Annotated in this window: 19 protein-coding genes and 1 pseudogene; 12 read left to right on the top strand and 8 right to left on the bottom strand. The window is 43.4% G+C overall.

The genetic code is table 11. From position 1 onward, the window contains the following. Positions 1–105, top strand: a pseudogene (locus QQ041_RS12090) (3'-5' exonuclease); the annotation flags it as partial. Between the two features lie 81 nt (positions 106–186). Here the strand turns inward: QQ041_RS12090 and QQ041_RS12085 are convergent. Then, the gene (locus tag QQ041_RS12085) at positions 187–879 is read right to left on the bottom strand and encodes an MOSC domain-containing protein (protein ID WP_285954018.1); all 693 of its coding nucleotides are present in this window, start codon (positions 877–879) and stop codon (positions 187–189) included. Between the two features lie 136 nt (positions 880–1,015). Here QQ041_RS12085 and QQ041_RS12080 point away from each other — a divergent pair, with 136 nt between their 5' ends. After that, positions 1,016–1,825: a helix-turn-helix transcriptional regulator gene (locus QQ041_RS12080; protein ID WP_146492355.1), complete on the top strand. Its 810-nt coding sequence runs from the start codon at positions 1,016–1,018 to the stop codon at positions 1,823–1,825. Between the two features lie 90 nt (positions 1,826–1,915). Here QQ041_RS12080 and serC read toward each other — a convergent pair whose 3' ends face one another. Together serC and QQ041_RS12070 are read right to left on the bottom strand one after the other, a co-directional pair. Beyond that, positions 1,916–3,010 carry a 3-phosphoserine/phosphohydroxythreonine transaminase gene (gene serC / locus QQ041_RS12075; RefSeq protein ID WP_285954017.1) on the bottom strand — a complete coding sequence of 365 codons (1,095 nt, stop codon included), beginning with the start codon at positions 3,008–3,010 and terminating at the stop codon, positions 1,916–1,918. Positions 3,011–3,173: 163 nt separating this feature from the next. Next, positions 3,174–4,436: a DUF945 family protein gene (locus QQ041_RS12070; RefSeq protein WP_146492357.1), complete on the bottom strand. Its 1,263-nt coding sequence runs from the start codon at positions 4,434–4,436 to the stop codon at positions 3,174–3,176. Between the two features lie 183 nt (positions 4,437–4,619). On the opposite strand from QQ041_RS12070, the gene QQ041_RS12065 reads away from it, so the two are divergent. The 3 genes from QQ041_RS12065 to QQ041_RS12055 all read left to right on the top strand — a co-directional run bounded on the left by QQ041_RS12065 (position 4,620) and on the right by QQ041_RS12055 (position 7,888). Continuing rightward, positions 4,620–6,563 (top strand): ATP-binding protein, encoded by a 1,944-nt coding sequence (locus QQ041_RS12065; RefSeq protein WP_285954016.1) that lies wholly within the window; start codon positions 4,620–4,622, stop codon positions 6,561–6,563. Then, the gene (locus tag QQ041_RS12060) at positions 6,556–7,053 is read left to right on the top strand and encodes a response regulator (protein WP_285954015.1); all 498 of its coding nucleotides are present in this window, start codon (positions 6,556–6,558) and stop codon (positions 7,051–7,053) included. Before QQ041_RS12065 ends, QQ041_RS12060 begins: the two co-directional genes overlap by 8 nt. Before the next feature lie 292 nt (positions 7,054–7,345). Then, positions 7,346–7,888, top strand: a complete 543-nt coding sequence (locus QQ041_RS12055) for a hypothetical protein (RefSeq protein WP_060982739.1) — start codon at positions 7,346–7,348, stop codon at positions 7,886–7,888. Positions 7,889–8,018: 130 nt separating this feature from the next. On the opposite strand, the gene QQ041_RS12050 is transcribed toward QQ041_RS12055, so the two are convergent. Continuing rightward, positions 8,019–8,600, bottom strand: a complete 582-nt coding sequence (locus QQ041_RS12050; RefSeq protein WP_060982740.1) for a TfoX/Sxy family DNA transformation protein — start codon at positions 8,598–8,600, stop codon at positions 8,019–8,021. A 353-nt stretch (positions 8,601–8,953) separates the two neighbouring features. Here QQ041_RS12050 and QQ041_RS12045 point away from each other — a divergent pair, with 353 nt between their 5' ends. The 5 genes from QQ041_RS12045 to QQ041_RS12025 all read left to right on the top strand — a co-directional run bounded on the left by QQ041_RS12045 (position 8,954) and on the right by QQ041_RS12025 (position 14,511). Beyond that, a complete protein-coding gene (locus QQ041_RS12045; protein ID WP_285954014.1) occupies positions 8,954–9,874 on the top strand; it encodes an HDOD domain-containing protein in 921 nt (306 codons plus the stop codon). Positions 9,875–9,928: 54 nt separating this feature from the next. Beyond that, entirely contained in the window at positions 9,929–10,834 is a 906-nt protein-coding gene (locus QQ041_RS12040; protein WP_146492361.1) for a lysine exporter LysO family protein, read from the top strand. 174 nt (positions 10,835–11,008) lie between these two features. Beyond that, on the top strand, positions 11,009–11,536 hold the full coding sequence (locus QQ041_RS12035; protein ID WP_017065407.1) for a hypothetical protein: 528 nt from the start codon (positions 11,009–11,011) through the stop codon (positions 11,534–11,536). A 118-nt stretch (positions 11,537–11,654) separates the two neighbouring features. Beyond that, positions 11,655–13,298, top strand: a complete 1,644-nt coding sequence (panP, locus tag QQ041_RS12030) for a pyridoxal-dependent aspartate 1-decarboxylase PanP (protein WP_285954013.1) — start codon at positions 11,655–11,657, stop codon at positions 13,296–13,298. Between the two features lie 358 nt (positions 13,299–13,656). Next, entirely contained in the window at positions 13,657–14,511 is an 855-nt protein-coding gene (locus QQ041_RS12025) for a MurR/RpiR family transcriptional regulator (RefSeq protein ID WP_004734686.1), read from the top strand. Between the two features lie 88 nt (positions 14,512–14,599). On the opposite strand, the gene QQ041_RS12020 is transcribed toward QQ041_RS12025, so the two are convergent. Continuing rightward, complete coding sequence (locus tag QQ041_RS12020; protein ID WP_285954012.1) at positions 14,600–15,901, bottom strand: iron-containing alcohol dehydrogenase; 1,302 nt, start codon at positions 15,899–15,901, stop codon at positions 14,600–14,602. Between the two features lie 406 nt (positions 15,902–16,307). Here QQ041_RS12020 and QQ041_RS12015 point away from each other — a divergent pair, with 406 nt between their 5' ends. After that, positions 16,308–16,571, top strand: a complete 264-nt coding sequence (locus QQ041_RS12015; protein ID WP_009847069.1) for a GrxA family glutaredoxin — start codon at positions 16,308–16,310, stop codon at positions 16,569–16,571. Positions 16,572–16,821: 250 nt separating this feature from the next. Then, on the top strand, positions 16,822–18,504 hold the full coding sequence (locus QQ041_RS12010) for an aspartate:alanine antiporter (RefSeq protein WP_017630384.1): 1,683 nt from the start codon (positions 16,822–16,824) through the stop codon (positions 18,502–18,504). Between the two features lie 256 nt (positions 18,505–18,760). Here QQ041_RS12010 and fabV read toward each other — a convergent pair whose 3' ends face one another. The 3 genes from fabV to QQ041_RS11995 form a co-directional block, all read right to left on the bottom strand. Then, the gene (gene fabV / locus QQ041_RS12005; RefSeq protein WP_285954011.1) at positions 18,761–19,963 is read right to left on the bottom strand and encodes an enoyl-ACP reductase FabV; all 1,203 of its coding nucleotides are present in this window, start codon (positions 19,961–19,963) and stop codon (positions 18,761–18,763) included. A 209-nt stretch (positions 19,964–20,172) separates the two neighbouring features. After that, entirely contained in the window at positions 20,173–22,455 is a 2,283-nt protein-coding gene (locus tag QQ041_RS12000; RefSeq protein ID WP_285954010.1) for an acyl-CoA dehydrogenase, read from the bottom strand. Between the two features lie 55 nt (positions 22,456–22,510). Then, a complete protein-coding gene (locus QQ041_RS11995) occupies positions 22,511–23,140 on the bottom strand; it encodes a TetR/AcrR family transcriptional regulator (protein ID WP_285954009.1) in 630 nt (209 codons plus the stop codon). Positions 23,141–23,633 lie beyond the last annotated feature (493 nt).

Below are 23,633 nucleotides of genomic sequence, written 5' to 3'. Positions count from 1 at the left end.
CCGCATCATGCATTAACTGACGCGATTGCGACTGCTGAGCTACTCCAAGCGCAGATTGCTCATCACTTTGATGCTGAGATGCCTTTGAAGAGTTTCTGGTTATAGCCACACTGAAAGTGAAAATTTGTCACTATTAAAAAACCCGCTATGTGCAATTAGCGGGCTTTCTTAATTTCACTACTGGCTTTATACCGCAGTAGGCCCAACCAAGCGCATTTCCCAGTCTTCGACTTTTCCTGTTTCAAGGCGACGTGCAACAAGCGCTCCCCATGATTCAACCAATGGCAGTTCAGCCATCTGACTTAGCTCTTCTTTATCTAAACTACCTGTGAAAACAGCCCCCATGATACGAGCGAGCGACCAATCTGGGTATGGCCTTTCACACAGAATAATCTCGTCACCTGCGCCAATATCGCCCTCTTCCAATACACGGAAATACCAGCCTGTTCGAAGCGTGTCTTGCAGTCTTCTCGCCATATCGTTCTGCTCGAATCGCACATTGAGTTTCCAACAAGGCATACGCCCTTGTGAGACTTCCAATAATGTTGATCCGATACGAACCTTATCTTTCAAACAAATAGATTGTTCCGTGATGCCACTTGAGCTTAGGTTCTCACCAAATGCACCTGAAGATTGAAAGATACCTTTGTCACCTAACTCTTTCTGCCAAACTGAATAGTGCTCGCTTGGGTAGATATGAAGGGCTTTTTGAATGCCGCCATGGAAACGCGGATCACCTTGTTCATCGTTGGTAAAACCAAGCTCTGTCGCGTATTGGCGCTCTGATAAAACTTGCTTATCAATAGCACTTTTTGCTCCGTGTGCGAAGGCGACAATTTTTCCTACCAATACACTATTTACTACGCCTAACTTCTTCATATCCCTTCCTTCTTACTGAAAACATACTTGCTGAACTGCGTGAAATAAAACGACACTGCTACTCAACTTCATTCTCTTTGCCGAGCATGATAGCCTAGGGTCGCCCGTCTAGGTAGGGATATAAGGACACTTAACCATGCTAACCCGCCAAATTGATTCTCGTACCGGAGTTGTCACCTCCAATAGGATGATGGTCGCTAATCCAAATTCGCCCGCGCTCGTTAAGACTATCGACATGCCGAAAGGTTACATCGATGCGATGCACCAGCACACATGGCATCAAGTGATCTTTCCACTCAAAGGTTTGCTACAGACTCAAACAGAACACTATCAACACCTTGTGCCGCACACATCGGCTTTATTTGTACCTGCCGGTATTTCACATGAGTCTATCGCATTGAGCCATACCACGTTTGTTGGTATTTACCTTAACCCAGCCTTTGGAAAGGAGTATGAGCCCGAAGTTCGAACCATCACACTTACTCCCTTTCTAAATGAGCTATTACAAGAAATTCGAAGACAGTGTGAGGGCTTGGTGAGCGATGAAGAAGTGTCTCGCCTACTGTCCGTATTGCACGACCAAATAATGAAAGACAACGTGCAAACATTTCAGCTGTTATTGCCACAAGACAGGCGTTTGAAGTTGATATTTGAAGCCCTCACTGATGAGCCAAATTTAGACTTGTCACTCAAAGAATGGGGAGAAAAAGTCGGAGCATCGGAACGAACATTATCGCGATTATTCTCAAAAGAATTCAACACGTCATTTCAGCTGTGGCGACAACAAATTCGACTGATTTATTCATTATCTTTGCTTGATGAAGAACTCTCGATTCAACGAATTGCTGACCTGGTTGGTTATCAAAACGACTCATCGTACATCAAGACGTTTAGAGCATATTTTAACGTCACGCCGCAGCAATTTCGTTTAAACAGCAAAAAATAGTTAGTGTTACTGGGAAGTGGTTGAAGGGCTAAAAAAGAAAAAGAGGAGCTAATAGCTCCTCTTTGAATGGTTTAATCTCGTGTGACCAGATTAAGCGTACTTCTCTTCGAAATCTTTCATGAAGCTTACAAGCGCTTGCACACCTTCTAGAGACATCGCATTGTAAAGCGAAGCTCTCATGCCACCTACAGCTCTATGGCCTTTTAGTGATTTCAGACCCGCAGCGTCAGCCAATTCTAAGAACTTGCCATCTAGCTCAGGTTTCGCAAGTTGGAACGGTACGTTCATTCTTGAACGGTTTGCAGTGTGAACATCGTTTTTGTAGAAAACTGAGCTATCGATAGCATTGTAAAGCAACGCTGCTTTCTCTTTATTCACCAATTCCATCGCTTCAACACCACCTTGAGCTTTCAGCCACTTGAACACAAGGCCTGATAGGTACCAAGCGTACGTTGGTGGTGTGTTGAACATTGAGTCTTTTTCAGCAAGTACTTTGTAGTTCAGAATACTCGGCAACACGTCATTTGCAAGATCTAGCAAATCATCACGTACGATAGCGATGCAGATACCAGCCGGACCGATATTCTTTTGCGCGCCCGCGTAGATAACACCGTACTGAGACACATCGATCTTACGAGACAGAATGTTAGATGACATGTCCGCCACGATTGGCTTATCAGTTTGAGGAAGCTCACTGATTTCAATACCATCGATGGTTTCGTTTGGACAGAAATGTACGTACGCCGCTTCTGGATCGATTTTCCAATCTTTAGCGGGAACAACCGCTGCTTTTCCATCAATTGACGTCTTCGCGTTGAATACATCGATCTCACAGTACTTGCTTGCTTCAGTTACCGCACTTTCCGCCCAGTAACCTGCATCGATGTAAGTCGCTTTCGTCGCATCACCTAAAAGGTTTAGAGGAACAGCAGCGAATTGAGCACGAGCGCCCCCCTGACAGAAAAGAACTTTGTAATTGTCTGGGATGTTCAGAAGATCACGTAAGTCCTGTTCGGACTCGTCAGCAACTTGAATAAATTCCTTGCTGCGATGGCTAATTTCCATCACGGAAGTCCCTAAACCATTCCAATCAATAAAGTCTGCTTGCGCTTGTTTCATTACAGGTTTAGGCAGTGCGGCTGGACCTGCACTGAAGTTGAATACGTTATCTAATGTAAGTTCCATGGGGATGATTGCTCCTGCTAAATAATAACTATGCAAGTAATACCATGTTTTACCCAACATAAAAACAACAAAAGAGGTCTTAAGACCTCTTTTGTTTTGTACCGTATAAAATGTTTAAGCTTAACCTGCTAAATCACCCTATCAGTATCAAAGCCAGCTCAGTTTACTGAACAAAAACTGGCATAAGTAGAGCGATTAACGGAATTTCTTGTCCATTTTCGAACACTAGGTTTCCATTTTCTAAGTCAGCACTGATTTCATAACCACTTTCTGTTTGCTTGATCATTTCCATCACAAGCAATTCATCGATACCTTCACGGATGAATGGGTATTCTTCAACAAGCTCATTTGAGAAGCTAGAGTGAACGTTGCCCGTTAATGCAGGCATGATCATCGAAGGGTTGCTGCTGATATTTTCTGTCCCTTCCGGTACGCTCACCAACCACTTAGATTCGAATTGACCCTTGCCTAGTTCTAGCGACATGTTGTTCATTGAAAGGTCAAAGCCTTTAGCAAACAGGATATCGATAAATGGAATGATCTCTGCGATGTCTTCTTGCGTCAGCACTGGATTAGATTGGTAAATCTCAAAGATTTTCTCGAATGATTCGCTATCTAATTTCGATATTTCAAAATCAACGTTTAAGTTGTTCAACTGACCTTCACTGGTCTCGATATTTGCGATATCCAGTTTAAGATTGCTGCGCAGGCGCTTAGTCGCTTCATCTAGGTGCGATTCAAAATCGTACTTAGAGTTTTCAATGGTCATGAATGGCTGCATTGCAGAATCTGAAACCAAGAAGCTATCGATAGTGAAATTCTGGGTTCCTAACCAGTAGCCTTTCGCTTGTTGGCCTGAACCAACACCTTTCAAATTAGACAGCGTTACCTCTTCACCGGTTTCGAAATCAATTTGAACTGAAGGAATAGAAAGCTCGTAATCAACCTGCCCTAAAACAGTAGCATGGCCAGAAAGATTCGATTTAGTGATCGATACCGAAGTACCATTCTCATCAGAGCCTTGATGATTGAACTGGCTTAACTCGAAGTTAAAGTCAGTGTTGCCATTTAGCTCAGTGCTAGTTGTCAGAGTTAGAGGTAGAATATCAGTATTCTCAAACGTCGACAGTGCATTTAGGCTCACCAAACCGTGGCTAACCGCACTATTGATGACAAACTCACTTGGCAGGCCATCGATCGCAAGTTGCTCTTTCAGGTTTTCATCCGTCACAGTTAGACGAGTGGTTACGTTGGAAGACAAGTAACCTCTATCGTATTCTACGATCTCAGCTTGAATGCTTGAATTGTTAAGCTTTGCAACGCCATCGGTAATCGCATTTTGTCCAATTTGTCCAACCGCTAGCGGCCAGCAAAGTGCTAATGAGATTGCTCCGCCAATTGCACCAATTTTTCTTAACTGTTCCATGAGTTCTCTTTCTACACTAGTCTGTTTTTTTTAGTCTAACCCATCAGTAGCAAACAAGAAACATTGAGTTAAATCAGTCTATTGCTCGATACTTCAATTGCCTCAGTAAATTAAAGGCTAGCTCTCATCCTTACTGAGCAGTTCTTGCTAGGCTAGAAGCGTCGCTACTACTAAGGTTGAACTGTGAATCAATACGCTGTTATCTGCTTGGACAATAATCCGGTTAGCATTGAAAGAATACGTTCGGAGCTGGCTCCATTAGCTTCTGTATTCGATATTTATACTGCCGAGAACATAGAAGACGCGCACCAAGCATTAGAAGATATCCATGATCACCACCAAACCGTTGCCTTGGTGATCACCCATCATCATTCTGAATTTAATGGCGTGCAATTTCTTATTGAACTGGAACAGCTGCCCCATAGTAATACCGCAAGAACGATATTAGTCAGCGCCTCGTCAGACATTCAATCCATTCTGACCGCAGTGAATGAAGGCCGACTCAACCACTGTCTAACCAAACCAGTTCAAGATCAGGTTCTGTTCAAATCAGCGCAAAAAGAGCTAACGTCTTTCGTTATCCAATACGACTCCGAAAACCTGTTGTCTTACAGCGGCGCATTGGATCAACAGCGCTTACTCAGAGCCCACATCGAGCAAAAGATTCACTCTTTTCAATCGGGTTTTATTCACGACTACCACCAGCTTTCTGATAATGCACTTGCAGAACGTGTCGTTAGCGCCTTACAAGATGTATTTTCGAAAGATGACAAAAACAAGGCTATCCGTAACTACTCCCCTGAACATCTACTCACTGTTGAAGGTGAAGACAATCGCTTTTTATGGCTAATCATTGAGGGAGAAGCTGCGCTCTACAAGAAAGATGAGTTGGGGCAACAGCGAGAAGTGGTACGTCACTCCAAGGGGAACATTGTCGGCGGGATGTCATTCGTGACCGGTGAGCCCTCCTTTTCTACCGCGATAACCCTAACGCAAACACGCGTTATCAAGCTGGATAAAGATAGCTTTGCTCAGGTGATGCATTCCAACAATACCTTGCTGCCGCTATTTACTAATCTATTGCTTCGTCACTTTAACCGGCGCCTACAAAGAAGTATCACCAATAAGATCAAACTGCAGCAAACGTTGGAATCACTCGAGTCTGCTCATCAACAACTGATAGAGAAGGAAAAAATGGCAATGCTAGGTCAGCTTGTCGCGGGAGTCGCACATGAGCTGAATAACCCGATTGCAGCAATATTGAGAAGCATCGAAACTCTGTCAGAACATCTCGACCAGATATTGGCAAACCTATCCGTCCCAGAGTCCAATAAAGGGACTGACGTACTTGCACATTCAAAGTTAGCTAAGCCACTGTCGACGGCTCAAGAAAGACAGCTCGTAAAACATCTTACATCAACTATTGATGACCGAGCTTTAGCAAAAAAGGCAGTGAGACTAAACCTAAGTCAAGATTCTTCGGTACTAGACACCTTGAAAGAGTCCCCTGTCGCAGGCAAAGAACTGCTTAATGACTTAGAGCATTACCACTATGTTGGAAACTCTATCCGCTCAATTCAAGTGTGCAGCAAGCGTATTGCCGACATGGTCAAAAGCCTAAAAAGCTATGCCCGGGAAGATGAAGAAGTTCGCCACTACACAGATATCCACGAAGGGCTTGAAGATACCTTAGTGATCTTTGAAAACAGGCTCAAACATCACCAACTGGAAAAGCATTACGACACTGACTTACCGCCTTTATTGTGCCAGTCGCTCTCGCTGCAACAAGTGTGGACGAACCTCATCTCCAATGCACTTGACGCCCTTTCCGAACGAGGAAAAGTGTCCATTACTACCTCTCAACAGACAAAAGGCGACGACACGTTTCTTGTGGTGCAAATATCCGATACTGGCCACGGGATTGCCAAAGAAGACATCAACACCATTTTCAACCCAAATTTCACGACCAAAAAAGAAGGCAACTTTGGTTTAGGGATTGGGTTATCCATTTCACAACAAATCGTTTCGGCTCATCAAGGGTTTATTTTGGTTGAGTCTGAGGTAGGTAGCCATACTCACATGCAAGTGTGGCTTCCATTCAAACAAGAAGGAGCACCTCATGAATAAGTACTTACTTTTATGTGTCGATGATGAACCTGAGGTCCTCAACAGTGTCCTTCAAGACTTAGCTGTATTTGAAGAGGACTTTATCGTGGAAGGTGCAGAATCGGTTGCCGAAGCTAAACAAGTCATTAAAGAAATGGGACAAGATGGTATTAAGCTCGCTTTGATCTTGTGTGACCACATCATGCCAGAAAAGACAGGCATCGATTTTCTGATCGAACTCAACCAACACGACGCGACTAAGCCAACACGTAAACTGCTGCTCACCGGGCAAGCTGGGCTGGAAGATACCGTCACGGCCATTAATAACGCTGCACTTGATTTCTATATTTCAAAACCTTGGCAAGGTGACCAACTGAGAGACACGATTACTCAACAATTGACTGACTATGTCATTGCCAACGACAAGCAATTGCTTAACTGGACTTCCATCTTAGATACCGAGCGCATACTGACTTCAATGGCGGATAAACGCACCAGCTTTGGTGAATAGCACTGAATAGTTAATAGACACTGAGAAAAGCAGCATCCGATATAAGAACCGTCCAAATACATATAAATTTTGGATAATTTGCTCGTCTATTTTCCTTATTCGCCCTAAAACATGAGATCTCCGTTGCAGACTGATCCTTAATTTGCTTATTTTTTAACTAAATGAGTAAGGATTTACATTTTAAAGGATTACTTTTCCGTGAGTTAGATTAAACTGTCTCAATGTTTATGGTTTGCCGATTTGTCTCAAACCAAAGGAATTAACACTAACTATATATAGGTTTACGGTCGTTATGCGCAAAATTCTACTTACTACCGCTATGCTATTGGCTTCTGGTCAAGCACTAGCTGTTGATGAACAACCACAAGTAATGAGCAACTTTAACTATGATTACTTTGAAGCACGTATCGGTGCTAGCCCAGTAACATTTGGTGGCGCGTTCAGTAAGTCAATTCACCCGAACGCTCACGCTATAGCTCGTATCGACTCTGAATTTGAAGGTGATTACGACTCTGCTGTAGGTCTTGGTTTCCACGCTCCGTTAAACAACTGGGCAGACCTAACAGGTGAAATGCTAGCTCGTATCGTTCAGCCTGAGAACTCAAGCTCTACTGATATCGGTATGGAAATCAACATTGGTGTTCGTCAATGGCTTGGTCCACAACTAGAAGTTGGTGGTAAAGGTGGTTACGTTTCTATCGATGACAACGATGATTGGACAGGTTCTGTTTACGCGCGTTTCCACTCTACAGAGCTATTCTCTCTAGGCGCTGAAGCTCGTATTAACGACTTCTACGGTGACCAACTTATGTTCACTGCTCGCTTCAAGTACTGATACTTAAAGCCCAGCTAGCTCTTAATGAGCACTTAGCCTCTCAAACTAGCTAAGACAAAAACAAAAAACCGAGGACATTCCTCGGTTTTTATTTATTAACAGTAATCTTAAGCATATAAGGCAAACTTCTTTAGTGGCAGCTCTTTAGTAATTGCTGCTTGCGTGGCTCTTGTAATAGTTTCCAGTGAATACCATCAATTGCACCCGCAAATTTCCAAAGTAGTTTTAGGTCAACATCGTTTCCGTACGCTTCGCGAACCTTATTAAACACTTCAGGCGCGCCCAACTGCATAAACATTGAAACATCATCCACGCCCGCCTTTTTAACCATGCGCTCTAATGTAAGTTGCATGTTTGGTAGATCTCTTAATCTACGGCTAGCTGATGACTTCTTGAAGCTACGCTGCTGAATTGAATTATCGATTGAAGTACGAATAATACAATCCAATTCAGGATGTTCACAGGTAAACAGATCCGTAATATCGTAGTAGTTTACGGTTGCTGTTGTCTGTTTTTTTACATGACGATACTTTTCACAATCAAGATCGGTCAGTTTCTTATCTAATGACTTTCCACCTCTAATGAATAAACAACCTTCACTCAATAAAGCGAACATAGCGTCATTTTGAAAGAGGCCAATACCTCCAAACATAGAACGTTTTTGATGCTCACCAAATTGATTCACGTAATTAATAAATGCTGTCTCGGTCATATCCGTTGATCCTTAATCAAATTACCCCGATTAGGTTGATCACCAGACAAGCAGCTTTTTATGCGAAAAATTTTTATCTATTTATTGTTTAGGTGAATATTATGATTTCGTTTTTCACCTTGAAATAAATCATACTTCGAAAAGAAAAATAAGTCTGGACTTAGTTCACATCAATCAATTGAGCATTCTGGTTTTTCATGATTCACATCACACTAAACTATCAAACCATGCTTGAATTTTGACACTCACTGATACACCGCTTCAAATTATTAAAGGTTATGTCGTCGGATGAGTATTGCCTCCCAGCATCCTGGCTTGTAAAATGGAAGAACATACATGTTTTTACTTTTTATATGAATCATTTATCGTTTTTCTGGCTACCACAAAATAAGGCTCTTCTCCTAAAGGGTCTAGAATCAGAGTTTGCCCAACTTGTTGGCCATTCTATCTCAGCGGGAAAAATAACACTTCCTCCTATCCCTAACGTTGTACTGAAAATTCAAAAGCTTTGTACCCTAGACTCAACCGGAATTGCCGAAGTTGCCGAGTGCTTACTCGAAGATCCAGGCCTCACAGCTATCGTCATTCGCGTAGCTAACTCCGTTGTTTTCAACAGGCGCAACATTACTTGTGTCGATATTATGACGGCCGTATCACGCCTTGGTATATTAAGAGTGCGTGACATCGTTACGGCTCAGGCTATTGAACAACTCAAGCATTCAGTCAACCTAAGTAAAGAGTGTAATGAGTTATTGGTTCAGAGTGCTTCTGTGTCAAAAGAGCTAGGCGCAACCATGGTATTAGTTACCAACGGCTTCAAAGAGCTCTCCCCTATTGAATACCGCTACCTTGAACATGAGAAGTCACTGCTTGTTGGATTACTCGCTGACATTGGCTTGTTCTGCTTGGTTAGCGAATACCACCTTTACCTTGAGAACGGCAATTACCTAGACCACAATATCGCCCTACAAATATTCCAAGGCCAGTGCTCTGCGACCAGTAAATTGGTACTTAACCGTTGGGGTTTCGACAGCGACTTTATTGATGTGTGTAGCAATACCATCAATAGCCATGAACAGCGTGAAGTGTCTTACTTGGATATCGCTCGAATCGCTAACCACCTGCTGATGTTCAGAAACAAGGACGAGAACATCGATGATCACGAAGTTGAACTTAACGTGACGGGTGCAGAGGTGCTTTATAAATTAAGCAACTTGAGCAAACGTGATTTTAATGCAAAGCTAAGCGACGTGATCAATACTAGCGGCTTCTAAGTCACTGTTAAATTACAAGTAAATGTAATATGAAATAAATGCAACGAGGAAAGCATGTTTACAGGGATGATCTTTATATTTGCGCCACTCGTCGTGGGGTATCTTTTTTCTATTTCAAACACTCAAACGCTCGAATTCATCAACCGCTCAACATCGCGGTTGATCTACGTGATTCTCGCATTAATGGGGTTAAGCTTAGCCGCTCTTGATAATCTGGGCAGTAACCTGCAGACAATCCTTCTTTATACCGCCACTTTCTTTGTCTGCTTAAGCGTTTGTAACCTGATGGCTCTGCCCGCTATTGATAAGTTACTGCCACTCAAGACTGACAGCAGTAACAAGAAACTGCCCCTATCTTCTATGGCAATGGAGTCTGCCAAGCTGATCCTTGTGGTGGGTTCAGGCCTTATCGCTGGTTTAGTAATGCCTATTAGCCTTGATTGGGTTGATACCGCAAGCGAATGGATTCTGTTTGTTCTTCTCTTCTTTATCGGCATTCAACTGCGTAATAGCGGGCTGACACTTCGTCAGATCCTGCTCAACAAACATGGCATGTTCATCGCAATCACGATTATCACTACCTCAATGTTAGGCGGTGTGATCGCGGCTTATATTCTTGATATTCCTCTTTTCAAAGCCCTAGCTATGTCTTCTGGATTTGGCTGGTACTCTCTGGCAGGTATCTTGATGGGTGACGCCTTTGGCCCAGTCTATGGCGGCGCATCTTTCATGCTTGAGCTATTAAGAGAGTTGGTTGCCTTGGTACTGATTCCAGTACTGATTCGCAGCTATCCATGCACTTCCATTGGTTATGCTGGTGCTACGGCGATGGACTTCACCCTACCGGTCATTCAAACAACAGGTGGCGTCCGATGTGTGCCTATCGCTATCGTCAGTGGCTTTATCCTAAGCTTGCTTGTTCCGATATTGATGTTGTTCTTTGTATCTCTTGCTAACTAGATCGCAGGAATAGCGTTTGTTTTAGATTAGAATGCAACTCGAATACCAATGCCCAAGACACCGATACAGTTATCGAAATAAAAAGACACTAAGTGTCATTGCTCAACAAATAACGATCACGGTAACCTGTAACGACAAAGTTATAAAAAGAATAAACTTACAAAAGGAACCACTATGAAACGCCTTTGCGTCGCATTACTGCTAGCTTCAACTTCTACTTTCTCTTTTGCAGCAGATTCAATGTCTGAGACAAACCAGTGCCAAGCAAAAAAATATGATGCGTACATCGACGCTTCTTTGAATTGGTATGCCGACCTTGCTGCATTAACCTCTGAGCAATATCCAGAACTAACAGAAGTCAGTGAGTGGTTCCTAGAAGGTCGTAAGCACCACTTCGAGCTTAACCGTGCTGCGGTTAACTACTACCTTGTGAACGATTCAAGTAAAGTGGCAACAGAGCAACCTGTAGAAGGTTGGTTGCAACTCGAGCAACACGATATTAAAACGCTATCCACACGTGATGATGAGCTTGGTAAAATCGCGAAAACAACGTTCGACGACCGCCAATCAACGCCTCACGCTCAAAACTACGAGCTACGTTCGGCCTTTGCAGAGCTGCTTAGTCACCCTAAACAAATCGACTCAGCGCTGCAGCGCTACAACCAGTCGATTAGTAAACTAGAAGCGATTAAGTGTAAATAACCCCTCATTTAATAGGCTTTTTTGAGAAGTTGGATTTCATAATTAAGACGGGACATTGTTCCCGTTTTCGTTTAGATTGTCCCGCTCGCGTCAATATTAGAAAAATAACTCGCTTGCTATGGTTACGGAACAAAAAACTGCAGATGTTAGCTTCGACAGTCTTCTACGTATCTTCACGGTACCTGAAGGCCCAGATTCAACACTCACTCAAATTGAAGACAAACTTTCACGAAACCTGAATCAATTCTTACGTGAACACATTGTGGCTGAAGAAAAGCCACTGCGTGAAATTGAGAAAGATTTTTCAAATGCTCATATCCCAGAGCAGCCTGAGTTTGTTTCTGAACATACTGAGCATCTCCTCGATTCTCTTGTGTCTCATTCGGTTCACACGTCTTCGCCAAGTTTCATTGGCCACATGACCTCTGCTTTGCCGTACTTCCTGATGCCGCTTTCTAAAATCATGATTGCGTTGAATCAGAATCTAGTAAAAATCGAGACTTCAAAAGCTTTCACTCCCCTAGAACGTCAAGTTCTGGGTATGTTACATCGCCTGATTTATCAAGATAGTGACCAGTTTTATTCACGTTGGATGCACAGTGCAAACCACTCTTTAGGTGCGTTTTGTTCTGGTGGTACCATCGCGAACATTACTGCGCTTTGGGTTGCACGTAACAACGCACTAAAAGCGCAAGGTTCGTTCAAAGGTGTGGAAAAAGAAGGCTTGTTTAAAGCCATGAAGCACTACGACTACGAAGGCCTAGCCATCTTAGTCTCTGAACGTGGTCACTACTCTCTGAAAAAAGCCGCGGATGTCCTTGGTATTGGTCAAGAAGGTCTAGTGTCTGTTAAAACGGATAACGACAACCGTATTTGTACGGATGATCTCCGACTCAAGATTGAGCAGCTCAAACAGAACAAGATCAAACCTTTCGCCGTCATTGGTGTAGCTGGTACAACCGAAACCGGTAATATCGACCCGCTAAGAGACATTGCTGAGGTGTGTGCCGAATCAGATTGTCACTTCCATGTGGATGCTGCTTGGGGCGGTGCAACCTTGATGTCTAACAATCATCGTCATCTGCTTGATGGTATCGAATTGGCTGACTCTGTCACCATCGATGCGCACAAACAGCTTTACATCCCTATGGGTGCAGGAATGGTTCTATTTAAGAAGCCAGATGCGATGACAGCGATTGAGCATCATGCTCAATACATCCTACGTAAAGGTTCTAAAGACTTAGGTAGTCATACATTAGAAGGCTCACGTTCAGGCATGGCGATGTTGGTTTACGCAGCTATGCACATCATTAGCCGCCCAGGTTATGAGCTGTTGATCGACCAAAGCATCAACAAAGCGCGTTACTTTGCCGATCTGATTAAACAGCAAAGCGATTTTGAGTTAGTATCAGAGCCAGAGCTTTGCCTGCTGACTTATCGTTATGTACCTGAATCAGTTAAAGCTGCGCTACTTAAAGCCGAGCCTGAACAACGCATGCAGCTGAACGAGTTGCTTAACGAACTTACTAAGTTTATTCAGAAGAAGCAGCGTGAAACCGGCAAATCTTTTGTGTCACGTACTCGCTTAAATCCTGAAACATGGGCACACCAGCCAATCATTGTTTTCCGCGTGGTGTTAGCTAACCCACTAACAGGCAATGAGATACTTTCTTCAGTGCTTGAAGAACAACGCGAAATCTCTAAACTAGCGCCTAACTTGATAGGTAAAATCACCAAGTTGGTTACGCAAATCAACGCATAGCCATTCAATTTTAGTTGCATCAAATTGAAAATTTCTTTCTTTTTGATGTAACTAAGCTGTCAGTTCATACTCAATTTGCATTCTTTTTGCTCAAACCCTCTTCCAATTCTGTACTTTTCTAAAATTTTGTTGAGGTTTGTCATATTCTTAAGCATTCATGCCGTGTTTTTGTATTAGTAAATAGTATGTTGGGTTTATACTGACTCTATGGTGCTAGTTAGCTTGATATCTATTTGAAGCAGCAGTATTTACGATACTGAATTAAGTTTGGTTTTGTGATTATTGATATTTGTTTCAGCCATACCCCCTGGTAAAAGATATTAACTGGCAAGTTGTTCTCTATACCCTTGTGAACACTATGAATACATTAGAAAAAATACAAAAAAACCTGGAAAATTTCAGCAAGTCTGAGCGTAAGGTAGCCGAAGTAATCATGGCTTCCCCTCAAACTGCAATCCATTCTAGCATTGCTACCTTAGCTAAGATGGCTGACGTAAGTGAGCCTACAGTTAACCGCTTCTGTCGTCGTTTAGACACTAAGGGCTTCCCTGACTTCAAACTTCACCTAGCTCAAAGCTTGGCGAACGGTACACCTTACGTGAACCGTAACGTTGAAGAAGACGATGGTCCAGATGCTTATACGCATAAGATTTTCGAATCGACTATGGCATGTCTAGACGTTGCTAAAAACAGTCTAGATGCGATGCAAGTAAACCGTGCGGTCGACTTGCTGACTCAAGCAAAACGCATCTCGTTCTTCGGACTGGGTGCCTCTTCTGCCGTAGCAAAAGACGCTCAAAACAAGTTTATTCGTTTTAATATCCCAATCACTTGTTTCGAAGACATCGTGATGCAACGAATGAGCTGTATTAACTGCAGTGATAACGACGTTATCGTTCTTATCTCTCACACTGGTCGCACTAAGAGCCAAGTTGAGATTGCGAACCTAGCTCGTGAAAACGGCGCAACCGTTATTGCTATCACAGCGAAGGACTCTCCATTAGATAAAGCAAGCTCGCTTTCTATCTCATTGGATGTACCGGAAGACACTGACGTTTATATGCCAATGGCAAGCCGTGTTGTTCAAATGACGGTTATTGATGTGTTAGCGACTGGCTTTACACTGCGTCGCGGTTCTGGTTTCAGAGAGAACCTAAAACGAGTGAAAGAGTCGCTTCGTGATTCACGTTACGAAAAATACTCTCAGTTCTAGTCTGTTAAGACATGACCAGGAAAAATTGAATTAGAAAACGGAGCCTAGCGCTCCGTTTTTATTTGTCTTTTGATACGATTGAATACAGCTAGATAGTCCAACTATTTCCCTTCTCAACCACACTGTTCTCAGAGGCATAAGAGTTGATAATGGTAAAACTCGATTCCGCAGTTTGAGGCTGGTTGATAAGTTCATCCTGATTCAGTAGCGCTATCTCACGGTAATCACTGCCGCAACTGCACTCTTGACAAACCTGCTCTAAAATATGAACTAGCCTCTCTTGATTCAACGGTAGAGGGTTTCCTTTTATCGCAACTGACTTCAACGCATCTGCAGATACCTCATCAAACTGGGCTTCACAAACACCAAATTCCAACAAGTTGGGTAACTTAAGTGTATCTAACACTTCAGATAACCAAGAAATTGCCTCTTCTTCTTTCGCCTTGACGTTCCCCGTCACTATCTGAGCGATTCGTTGATAACGCACTAGGATATCGCTTCTTTGGTGCTCTTTCGCTACAGCTATGTTCTCTAACATCACAAATGGCGCTAAGCGCGCGGTAATCACACTGTGAGGCGCAGAAATCTTACCGCCTAATGCAGAAGCTAATCCGTGTGCAGCACCAAGCTTTGCATTAGTGATTGCCATTCCACCCAGCATTGAAGCAAAAGCGAGATCAGAACGCGCTTGAGGTTCATTATAAATACACGCCTGAATTACCGAACTACTCAGCTTACGTAATCCTTCTTCGCAGATCATATCGGTCAGTGGGTTCGGTTCGCCACACACGTAGGCTTCCATTAGATGAGTAAAGGCATCCATCGCACCTCGCCCAGATAAATACAGATTAGTTCCATGAGTTAGGGTTGGGTCGACAATCGCAACGTCAGCCAACATATCTGGACTTCTAAGGCTGATCTTAACTTGGTCTTGGCCTGATTTAAGCACCGCATTTTTAGTTACCTCGGCGCCGGTACTGGCCGTGGTAGGAATAGCGATGAATGGAAGCGGTTTAGTTTTAAGAGGAACATTACGTCCGACAACTTCAACATAATCGTATAAGTTGCCTTGGTTAGGTAAAACAGCAGCTAGCGCTTTCCCCATATCGATGGCACTGCCGCCGCCCATTGCGACCACCATATCTGGCTTAAATCGACGTGCAGACGTGGCAGCCTCCTCGACCATTTTGATATTGGGTTCGCCCGATACGGCAATGTGCTGATAACGCATGCTCTGTGCATCTAGATAGTCAGTAACAATTGAGGTGCGCTCCAATGTATTACCAGTAACCAATAGCACGCTGTAGCCATATTGATTAAAGAGAGACAATGAAGCGGAAAGTGCTCCATCACCAAAGATGATCTTTGTAGATGTCATAAATTGAAACATGGTGCCTCCTGCGCCTATGACCGAACAAAACTGCGAACTCTTGGTTGTTGGAATTTAGCCTTTATATCGTGCATCAGTATTAAGATGCCTCGTTCTGTATGAGCTTTTTTTGACGAGGTGCAACTTGTCGCATTAAAGATGAATTAAAGTCGTATTCTTAGGGGTAATTCACACTCTTAAATTAAGGGTAATCAATCTAGATACCCATCAGAAATCAGCATGGATCCTTTTTGTGACCATTATTTGCTCTGATAGGCAAAACCTATTGTATTAAGAGGCAATTCCATCTTTATTTCCCCATGGCATTGAGGCATAGTTGGTTTTAAGAAATTTTGAGTGGCATTCATAAAAGAATAGTTAACATAAATGAGTTAACGAGCCTCATCCCGTATTTAGGAGAAATTAAATGTTTGTAGTTATTTTTGGTCGCCCTGCTTGCCCATTCTGTGTTCGTGCAAAAGAGCATGCTGAAACTCTTAAAGCTAAACGTGATGACTTCAACTACCGTTACGTTGACATTCACGCTGAAGGTATCAGCAAAGCTGACCTAGAGAAAACAGTGGGTAAGCCAGTAGACACAGTTCCACAAATCTTCATCGATCAAGACCACATCGGCGGCTGCACAGAATTTGAAGCATACGCAAAAGAAAACCTAGGTCTTTTCGACTAAGCGAAGATTTCTCTTAAGAGATCTAAGGTTATAGCCTTAAACAGCTGACCAATTTTAGCGTTAGACTGTACGACTTATAAGAAGCCCGCTCACTGTAGCGGGCTTTTTTTATGACCAGTTTTCGTACGGAATAGGAATAAGGTCAAAATCAAGTAAAATAGCAAAATATCGCTTATAATTTATTTATATTTAGATACAATTCACCTCTCAAACTTACCCTGTGTTTCACGCCAATTATTGAGCGACCACTGTGAATATCGACGTTGTTTTTCTGTTAGAACAAAACCCCATTCTCCTCATCTTTGTTGTTTTATCGATTGGATTAGCCATTGGTAAAATTCGTTTCGGTAGTCTCCAACTCGGCAATTCAATCGGTGTTCTGATTACTTCCCTCGTTATGGGACATCTTGGCTTTTCCTTTAACGCAGATGCGCTAACCATTGGTTTCATGCTGTTTATCTACTGTGTTGGCATTGAGGCTGGGCCGAACTTCTTCGGTATTTTCTTTAGAGACGGTAAGCACTACCTCATTCTGAGCCTTGTGGTACTTTCTACAGCTATTGCCCTCACCTATTTCAGCAGTCATTACCTTGGCCTTGGCTTCGGCTTATCTGCCGGCATGATGGCAGGTGCGCTTACAGCAACGCCAATCTTGGTAGGTGCACAAGACGCTCTTAATTCTGGGCTTGCTGAAGTGCCAAGAAACATGGACTTGAGCCTGATTATCGAGAACCTATCGGTGGGTTACGCGATGGCTTACTTGGTTGGCTTAATCAGCATGATCATGTTTGCTCGCCTGATTCCAAAACTTCAGAAAGTAAACCTACACGACTCGGCCGAGCAGATAGCTCAAGAACGTGGTTTGGGTGCTTCTGGCCAACGTAAGGTTTATCTGCCTATTATTCGTGCTTATCGTGTGGGCCCAGAGCTTATCTCTTGGACTGATGGTAAGAACCTGCGTGAACTGGGCATCTATCGCCAAACAGGCTGTTACATCGAACGTATTCGACGTAATGGTATTCTTGCCCACCCAGATGGTGATGCAATTCTACAAGAAGGCGATGAAATCGCATTGGTTGGCTTCCCAGACAGCCACGCTCGTCTAGACCCAAGCTTCCGTAACGGTAAAGAGGTTTTCGACCGTAACCTACTCGATCTACGTATCGTGGAAGAAGAGATTGTCGTCAAAAGTGACAGCATCGCAGGTAAACGCTTATCTGACTTAAACCTGTCTGAATACGGCTGTTTCCTTAACCGCGTAGTACGTGCTCAGATTGAAATGCCGATGGACTTAAACATCGTGCTTTCTAAAGGTGATGTACTGCAAGTGAGTGGCGAAAAGAGTCGTGTCCACGGCCTAGCAGAGAAAATTGGTTTCATCTCAATCCACAGTCAAATGGCAGATTTGATGGCCTTCTGTAGCTTCTTCATTCTGGGTATTTTGTTTGGTTTGATCACCATGACATTCGGTCAGGTTTCGTTTGGACTAGGTAACGCAGTAGGCCTTCTTCTTTCAGGCATCATGCTTGGTTTCCTACGAGCGAACCACCCTACTTTCGGTTATGTACCTCAGGGTGCGTTGAATATGGTCAAAGACCTCGGTTTGATGTTCTTTATGGTCGGTATCGGCTTAAGCGCCGGTGGTAAGATATTTGAGCACTTAACCCAAGTTGGCCCACAGGTCATTGGTATTGCTCTGGTGGTGAGTGTGCTACCGGTATTCTTCGCTTACTTAGTTGGCGCTTACGTGCTGAAAATGAACCGCGCGCTGCTGTTTGGTGCGATCATCGGTGCACGAACCTGTGCTCCAGCAATGGACATCGTAAACGACCATGCTCGCTCAACCATTCCGGCTCTGGGTTATGCAGGTACCTATGCGATAGCCAATATATTAATGACCTTAGCAGGTACTTTTATCATCATCATTAGCTAGTTTATTCAGCGTTATAGCGCTTTAGATTAGATATTTTAAATGCACTAATTCACCTTGGGTTAGTGCATTTTTTATAACTCCTTCTCTCTCACTTGCTCTTAGAGCTCGTCGAACCTCGAATCCCATATCTGCTCTTAAATCTTTTCGCATCTCTCTACTCGTATCCCGTATCTGCTCCTAATTTCTTTACTCAGATAACAGACAAAAAAATAGGCGCTCAATGAGCGCCTATTTCGTTTAGATTCGATAACTTGAATTAGATGTCAGCTACATCAAACTCAACAGCTGGGTTAACCTCAGCTTCGTAATCAACACCTTCAACACCGAAACCGAATAGCTTCAAGAACTCTTCTTTGTATTCTACGTAGTCAGTCAGTTCTTTCAGGTTCTCAGTTGTGATTTGAGGCCATAGGTTACGACAGTGATCTTGAATGTCTTCGCGAAGTTCTAAGTCATCTAGGCGTAGACGATTTACTTCATCCACTTCTGGAGCGCTGCCGTCTTCTTTGTATAGACGTTGGCTGAACATACGGAAGATCTGTTCCATACAACCTTCGTGAATACCTTCTTCACGCATCCTCTTGAATACCATCGCGATGTAAAGAGGCATAACAGGAATCGCAGAACTTGCTTGAGTCACAACAGACTTAAGAACAGCAACGTTTGCAGTGCCGCCAGTTTGGCCTAGTTTCTCGTTAAGCGCTGACGCTGCACGGTCTAGATCCATCTTAGCTTTACCTAGCGCGCCATCCCAGTAGATTGGCCACGTTAGTTCAGTACCGATGTAGCTGTAAGCAACAGTCTTACAACCGTCAGCTAGAACACCCGCTTCAGATAGAGCATTGATCCAAAGTTCCCAATCTTCACCGCCCATTACAGTAACAGTGTCTTTGATCTCTTCTTCAGATGCAGGTTCAACACTTGCTTCGATGATCATGTCTTTGTTTGTATCAACCGCAGTTGATGTGTACGTTTCACCGATAGGTTTTAGAGCTGAACGAATCACTTCGCCAGTCTCTGGCATTTTACGCACTGGAGACGCCAGTGAGTACACAACCATATCGATTTGACCTAGATCTTCTTTGATCAGATCAATTGTTTTCTGTTTCGCTTCGTTAGAGAAAGCATCGCCGTTCAGGCTTTTTGAATACAGGCCTTCTTCTTTAGCTAGCTTGTCGAACGCTGCTGAGTTGTAGAAACCAGCTGTGCCCGGCTTTTTCTCAGTACCGGCTTTCTCGAAGAAAACACCGATAGTTGAAGCGCCGCCACCAAATGCAGCCGCAATACGTGAAGACAAGCCGTAGCCACTTGAAGAGCCAACAACTAGTACACGTTTAGGTGCGTTTGCGATTGGGCCTTGAGCTTTTGTGTAAGCAATTTGTTCTTTTACATTAGCTTCACAACCGACTGGATGTGTTGTAGTACAGATGAATCCGCGAATTCGAGGTTTGATGATCATATTCAACTTCCTTAAAAAATCAGGTTAAGGATAAAAGTTTCGTACGCAAATGGCATCTAATTTCTGTAAAAATGTGGTGAAAATGCAAGTGGTTGGAGCACTCAGTGAATATTTGCTGACTAAGTCACCATTTGTTAACGCGTCTATTGCGACTTCTACGACAAAAACAAAAAAGGCACCTGATTAGGTGCCTTTTATCATTCCGTTATCTAAGCAACGCTATTTAGCTTAGGTTTTAACTCTTTTCGCGTCAAAGTTTCACTAAAGTCATGACTGAAGTGGTCGACTTGAATCGCAGCGTAACGCAGCTTATCGGCAGCCACAATCTGGTCAACTTCTTCTTGCGTTAGTACATCAGCAGCAAGTGCTTGAGCAAGTTTATCTTCTAACAAACCTTTACGAGCAACTTTGCCCTCTTTCACCGCTTTGAAGATCTTACGCTCAAGAGGCTTAATGCTGTACATCGCATTGAACGCGTTCTCCATCAGGCCAACGCTATCCTCTTCTTCTTTACCGATGTAGCAAAGATGAGTCAGACGTTCACGGTGTGCACCCGGAGTCATCAAGCTTTCAGCCAGTTGTACCGTTAGGTTATCACTTGGTTTTTCAAAGTGGTTACCTACAGGGAAAACAAGACCTTTAAGTACTTTACCAACCATCTTGTTCGGGAAGTTTCTGTACGCTTCTTGTAACGATTTCGCCGCGTTATGGAAACAGTGCTGAACCGCGTAGTGTACGTAGTCAAGGTCAGCTTGTTGACGACCTTCGTCTTCATACTTCTTAAGCGCTGCAGACGCCATGTATAAGTAACTTAGACCATCACCTAGACGTGCAGAGATAAGCTCTTTGCGTTTAAGTTCGCCGCCTAGTGTAAGCATTGCGAAATCCGCACTTACAGCAAGCGCACGGCTCAAGCGAGTCAGGTCTTGGTAGTAAGGCTTCGTTGGGCCGCTCATATCCGCTTTAATGAACTTAGAGCCTGTTAATGCCGCACCGAACGCACCAAACGTGTTCTTAGTCGCGTGACCAATATGCTTGAACAACAAGTTATCGAAGTCCTTCGCACCTTGCTTCTCATCTGGGTTTGCTGCCGCTTCCATTTCGCTTAACACGTATGGGTGACAACGTGTCGCACCTTGACCGAAGATCATCAGGTTACGAGTTAAGATATTCGCACCTTCTACTGTGATAGCAACCGGAATACCTAGGTACGGCGCTGCCAAGTAGTTCATCGGGCCATCTTGAATTGCGCGACCCGAGTGGATATCCATCGAATCATTCAGAATCGTACGCGCCATTTCTGTCATGTGATATTTCGCGATAGCCGTTACGATACCCGGCTTCTCTTTCATATCAAGTGAAGTGGTTGTCAGTGTACGAGTTGCTTCAAGTAGGTATGTTAAGCCACCAATACGGCCTAGGCTCTCAGCAACACCTTCAAATTTACCAATCGACATACCAAACTGCTTACGAACATAAGCGTACGCACCGGTAGTTTTCGCTGTTAGGTGGCCCATCGCCGTGCCAAGCGCTGGTAATGAAATACCACGCCCCGCAGACAGACATTCCACCAGCATACGCCAGCCTTTACCTGCGTAATCTGCGCCACCGATTAGCCATTCCATAGGAATAAATACATCGTGACCACGTGTTGGACCATTCATGAATGCAAGACCAAGTGGGTCATGACGCTCACCAATCACAACACCTTCATGATCAGCTGGGATTAATGCACAAGTGATACCAATGTCTTCCTTGTCACCAAGTAGTTTCTCAGGATCGTGCAGTTTGAAAGCCAAACCAAGTACAGTCGCTACTGGTGCTAGTGTAATGTAGCGTTTGTTCCAGTTAAGCTTAATACCTAACGTCTCTTTACCTTCGTGCATTCCCATACACACAGTGCCGACATCAGGGATACCACCCGCATCAGAACCGGCTTCAGGGCCTGTTAATGCAAAACATGGGATATCGGTACCGTCAGCAAGACGTGGTAGCCAGTAGTCTTTTTGGTCTTGAGTACCGTAGTGAGACAGCAGCTCACCTGGACCAAGAGAGTTTGGAACCATGACTGAAACCGCAGTACTGATACTACGAGTCGCAATCTTAGTTACGATAGTCGAGTTCGCGTGTGCTGAAAATTCACGACCGCCGTACTCTTTCGCAATAATTAGCGAAAAGAAACGCTCTTTACGTAAGAAGGTCCATACCTCTTCAGGAAGGTCTCGGTCTTCTTTTACGATTTGGTGGTCATCAAGCATAGCAAGCAAAGTTTCAAGTTCATTATCCATGAACGATTGCTCTTCTGCTGTCAGCTGAGGTTTTGGATATTGGTGCAGCTTAGTGAAATCTGGTTTACCAGAAAACAGCTCTCCGTCCCACCACACGCTACCCGCTTCCATCGCTTCTTTCTCGGTGCTAGATAGTGGTGGTAGTACTTTTTTAAAGAGTTTAAAAGCTGGGTCACTTACCCATTTTTGTCTTAGAGAGCTCATAGTTCAGATCCTTTTGTTCACTATATTGGTTGTGAATGTTTCGCTTTTTATTGTTTTATTCTTCTGCTGACATGCCAGCGGCTAAATATGGAATAAGAATATCGACCACCGCTTTAGCATCTATCTTTCTGCCATAGTCATTCTCTGCAATTTCTACCAGAGCCTGACTTGATGCCATGGTGAATACACAAGTCCCTAGGGTGAAGTGTAATCGCCAAAATAACTGTTCTTGAGTGAGGTTTGGATTGGCTTTCATTACTGAGCTGGTAAACAGAGTCAGTACTTCGCTGTAGCGAGTTGTAATGAACCAACGCAAGTGACCTTGCACATCCGTATAGCCTCTACCAATGAGTAACATAAATCGGCTCGTACCATTTGGCCTTACATCGTTAAGTGCTCTTAGTGGCTGTCTTAAAGACTCAAACACGTCACTCATAGAATACGTTTCGTTCAAGTTTAAGTTCACTAAAGCGTCTTGCAGTGCAGGCATAAATGCTTCTAAGTATCGATTTAATACGGCACGAACCAGAGTCTTCTTATCGCCAAAGTGGTAGTTCACTGAAGCAAGATTGACATTGGCTTTACCCGTAATAGTGCGTAAAGAGGTGTCATTAAAACCGTGCTCAGCAAATAAGCCTTCAGCCACATCTAAGATTTTGTCTTTGGTTGTACTTCTTGGTGCCATTTCAATCACTCGTATTAAACAACTGTTTGAAATATACGCTTAGTACATTTATTTAACAAGCAAGCAACATCACATTTTCACAAATTGGTCGTACCAGTTAATGAAAATCTGCACTAACCGATTGAATCGACGTGTGTTTACAAAAAAAGGAAAAATTAATGAATTTTCTGGGAACTGAAATTGAAAAGGAGGGTCATAAATTATGTAGAAAACAGAGTATTTAGAAGTTTAACAGGCCGTCAAACTTGTTTTTCTCCCTGCTTTCTTAATTACTGCATTTTCCTTATTAACTCCTATACTTGTATCCGCCCAAACCACGTTGGTTTGGGCTTTTTTTTGTGTGTTGTTCCGATACCTTTTCTTTGGCTGGTACTCGACACAAAAAAGCCCCCGAAATGAACTGACCCCCAATAGTTGGACACCAATTATTGGGGGTCTTTTTATGTCCAAATATAGCCGAGAGCTAAAATGTATCATTGCTAAGCAATACTTA

The sequence above is a fragment of the Vibrio sp. TMPB1044 genome, from assembly GCF_030442075.1.
In the GTDB taxonomy this organism is placed as follows: Bacteria; Pseudomonadota; Gammaproteobacteria; order Enterobacterales; family Vibrionaceae; genus Vibrio; species Vibrio satsumensis.
This window is presented reverse-complemented; position numbering and strand designations above follow the sequence as displayed.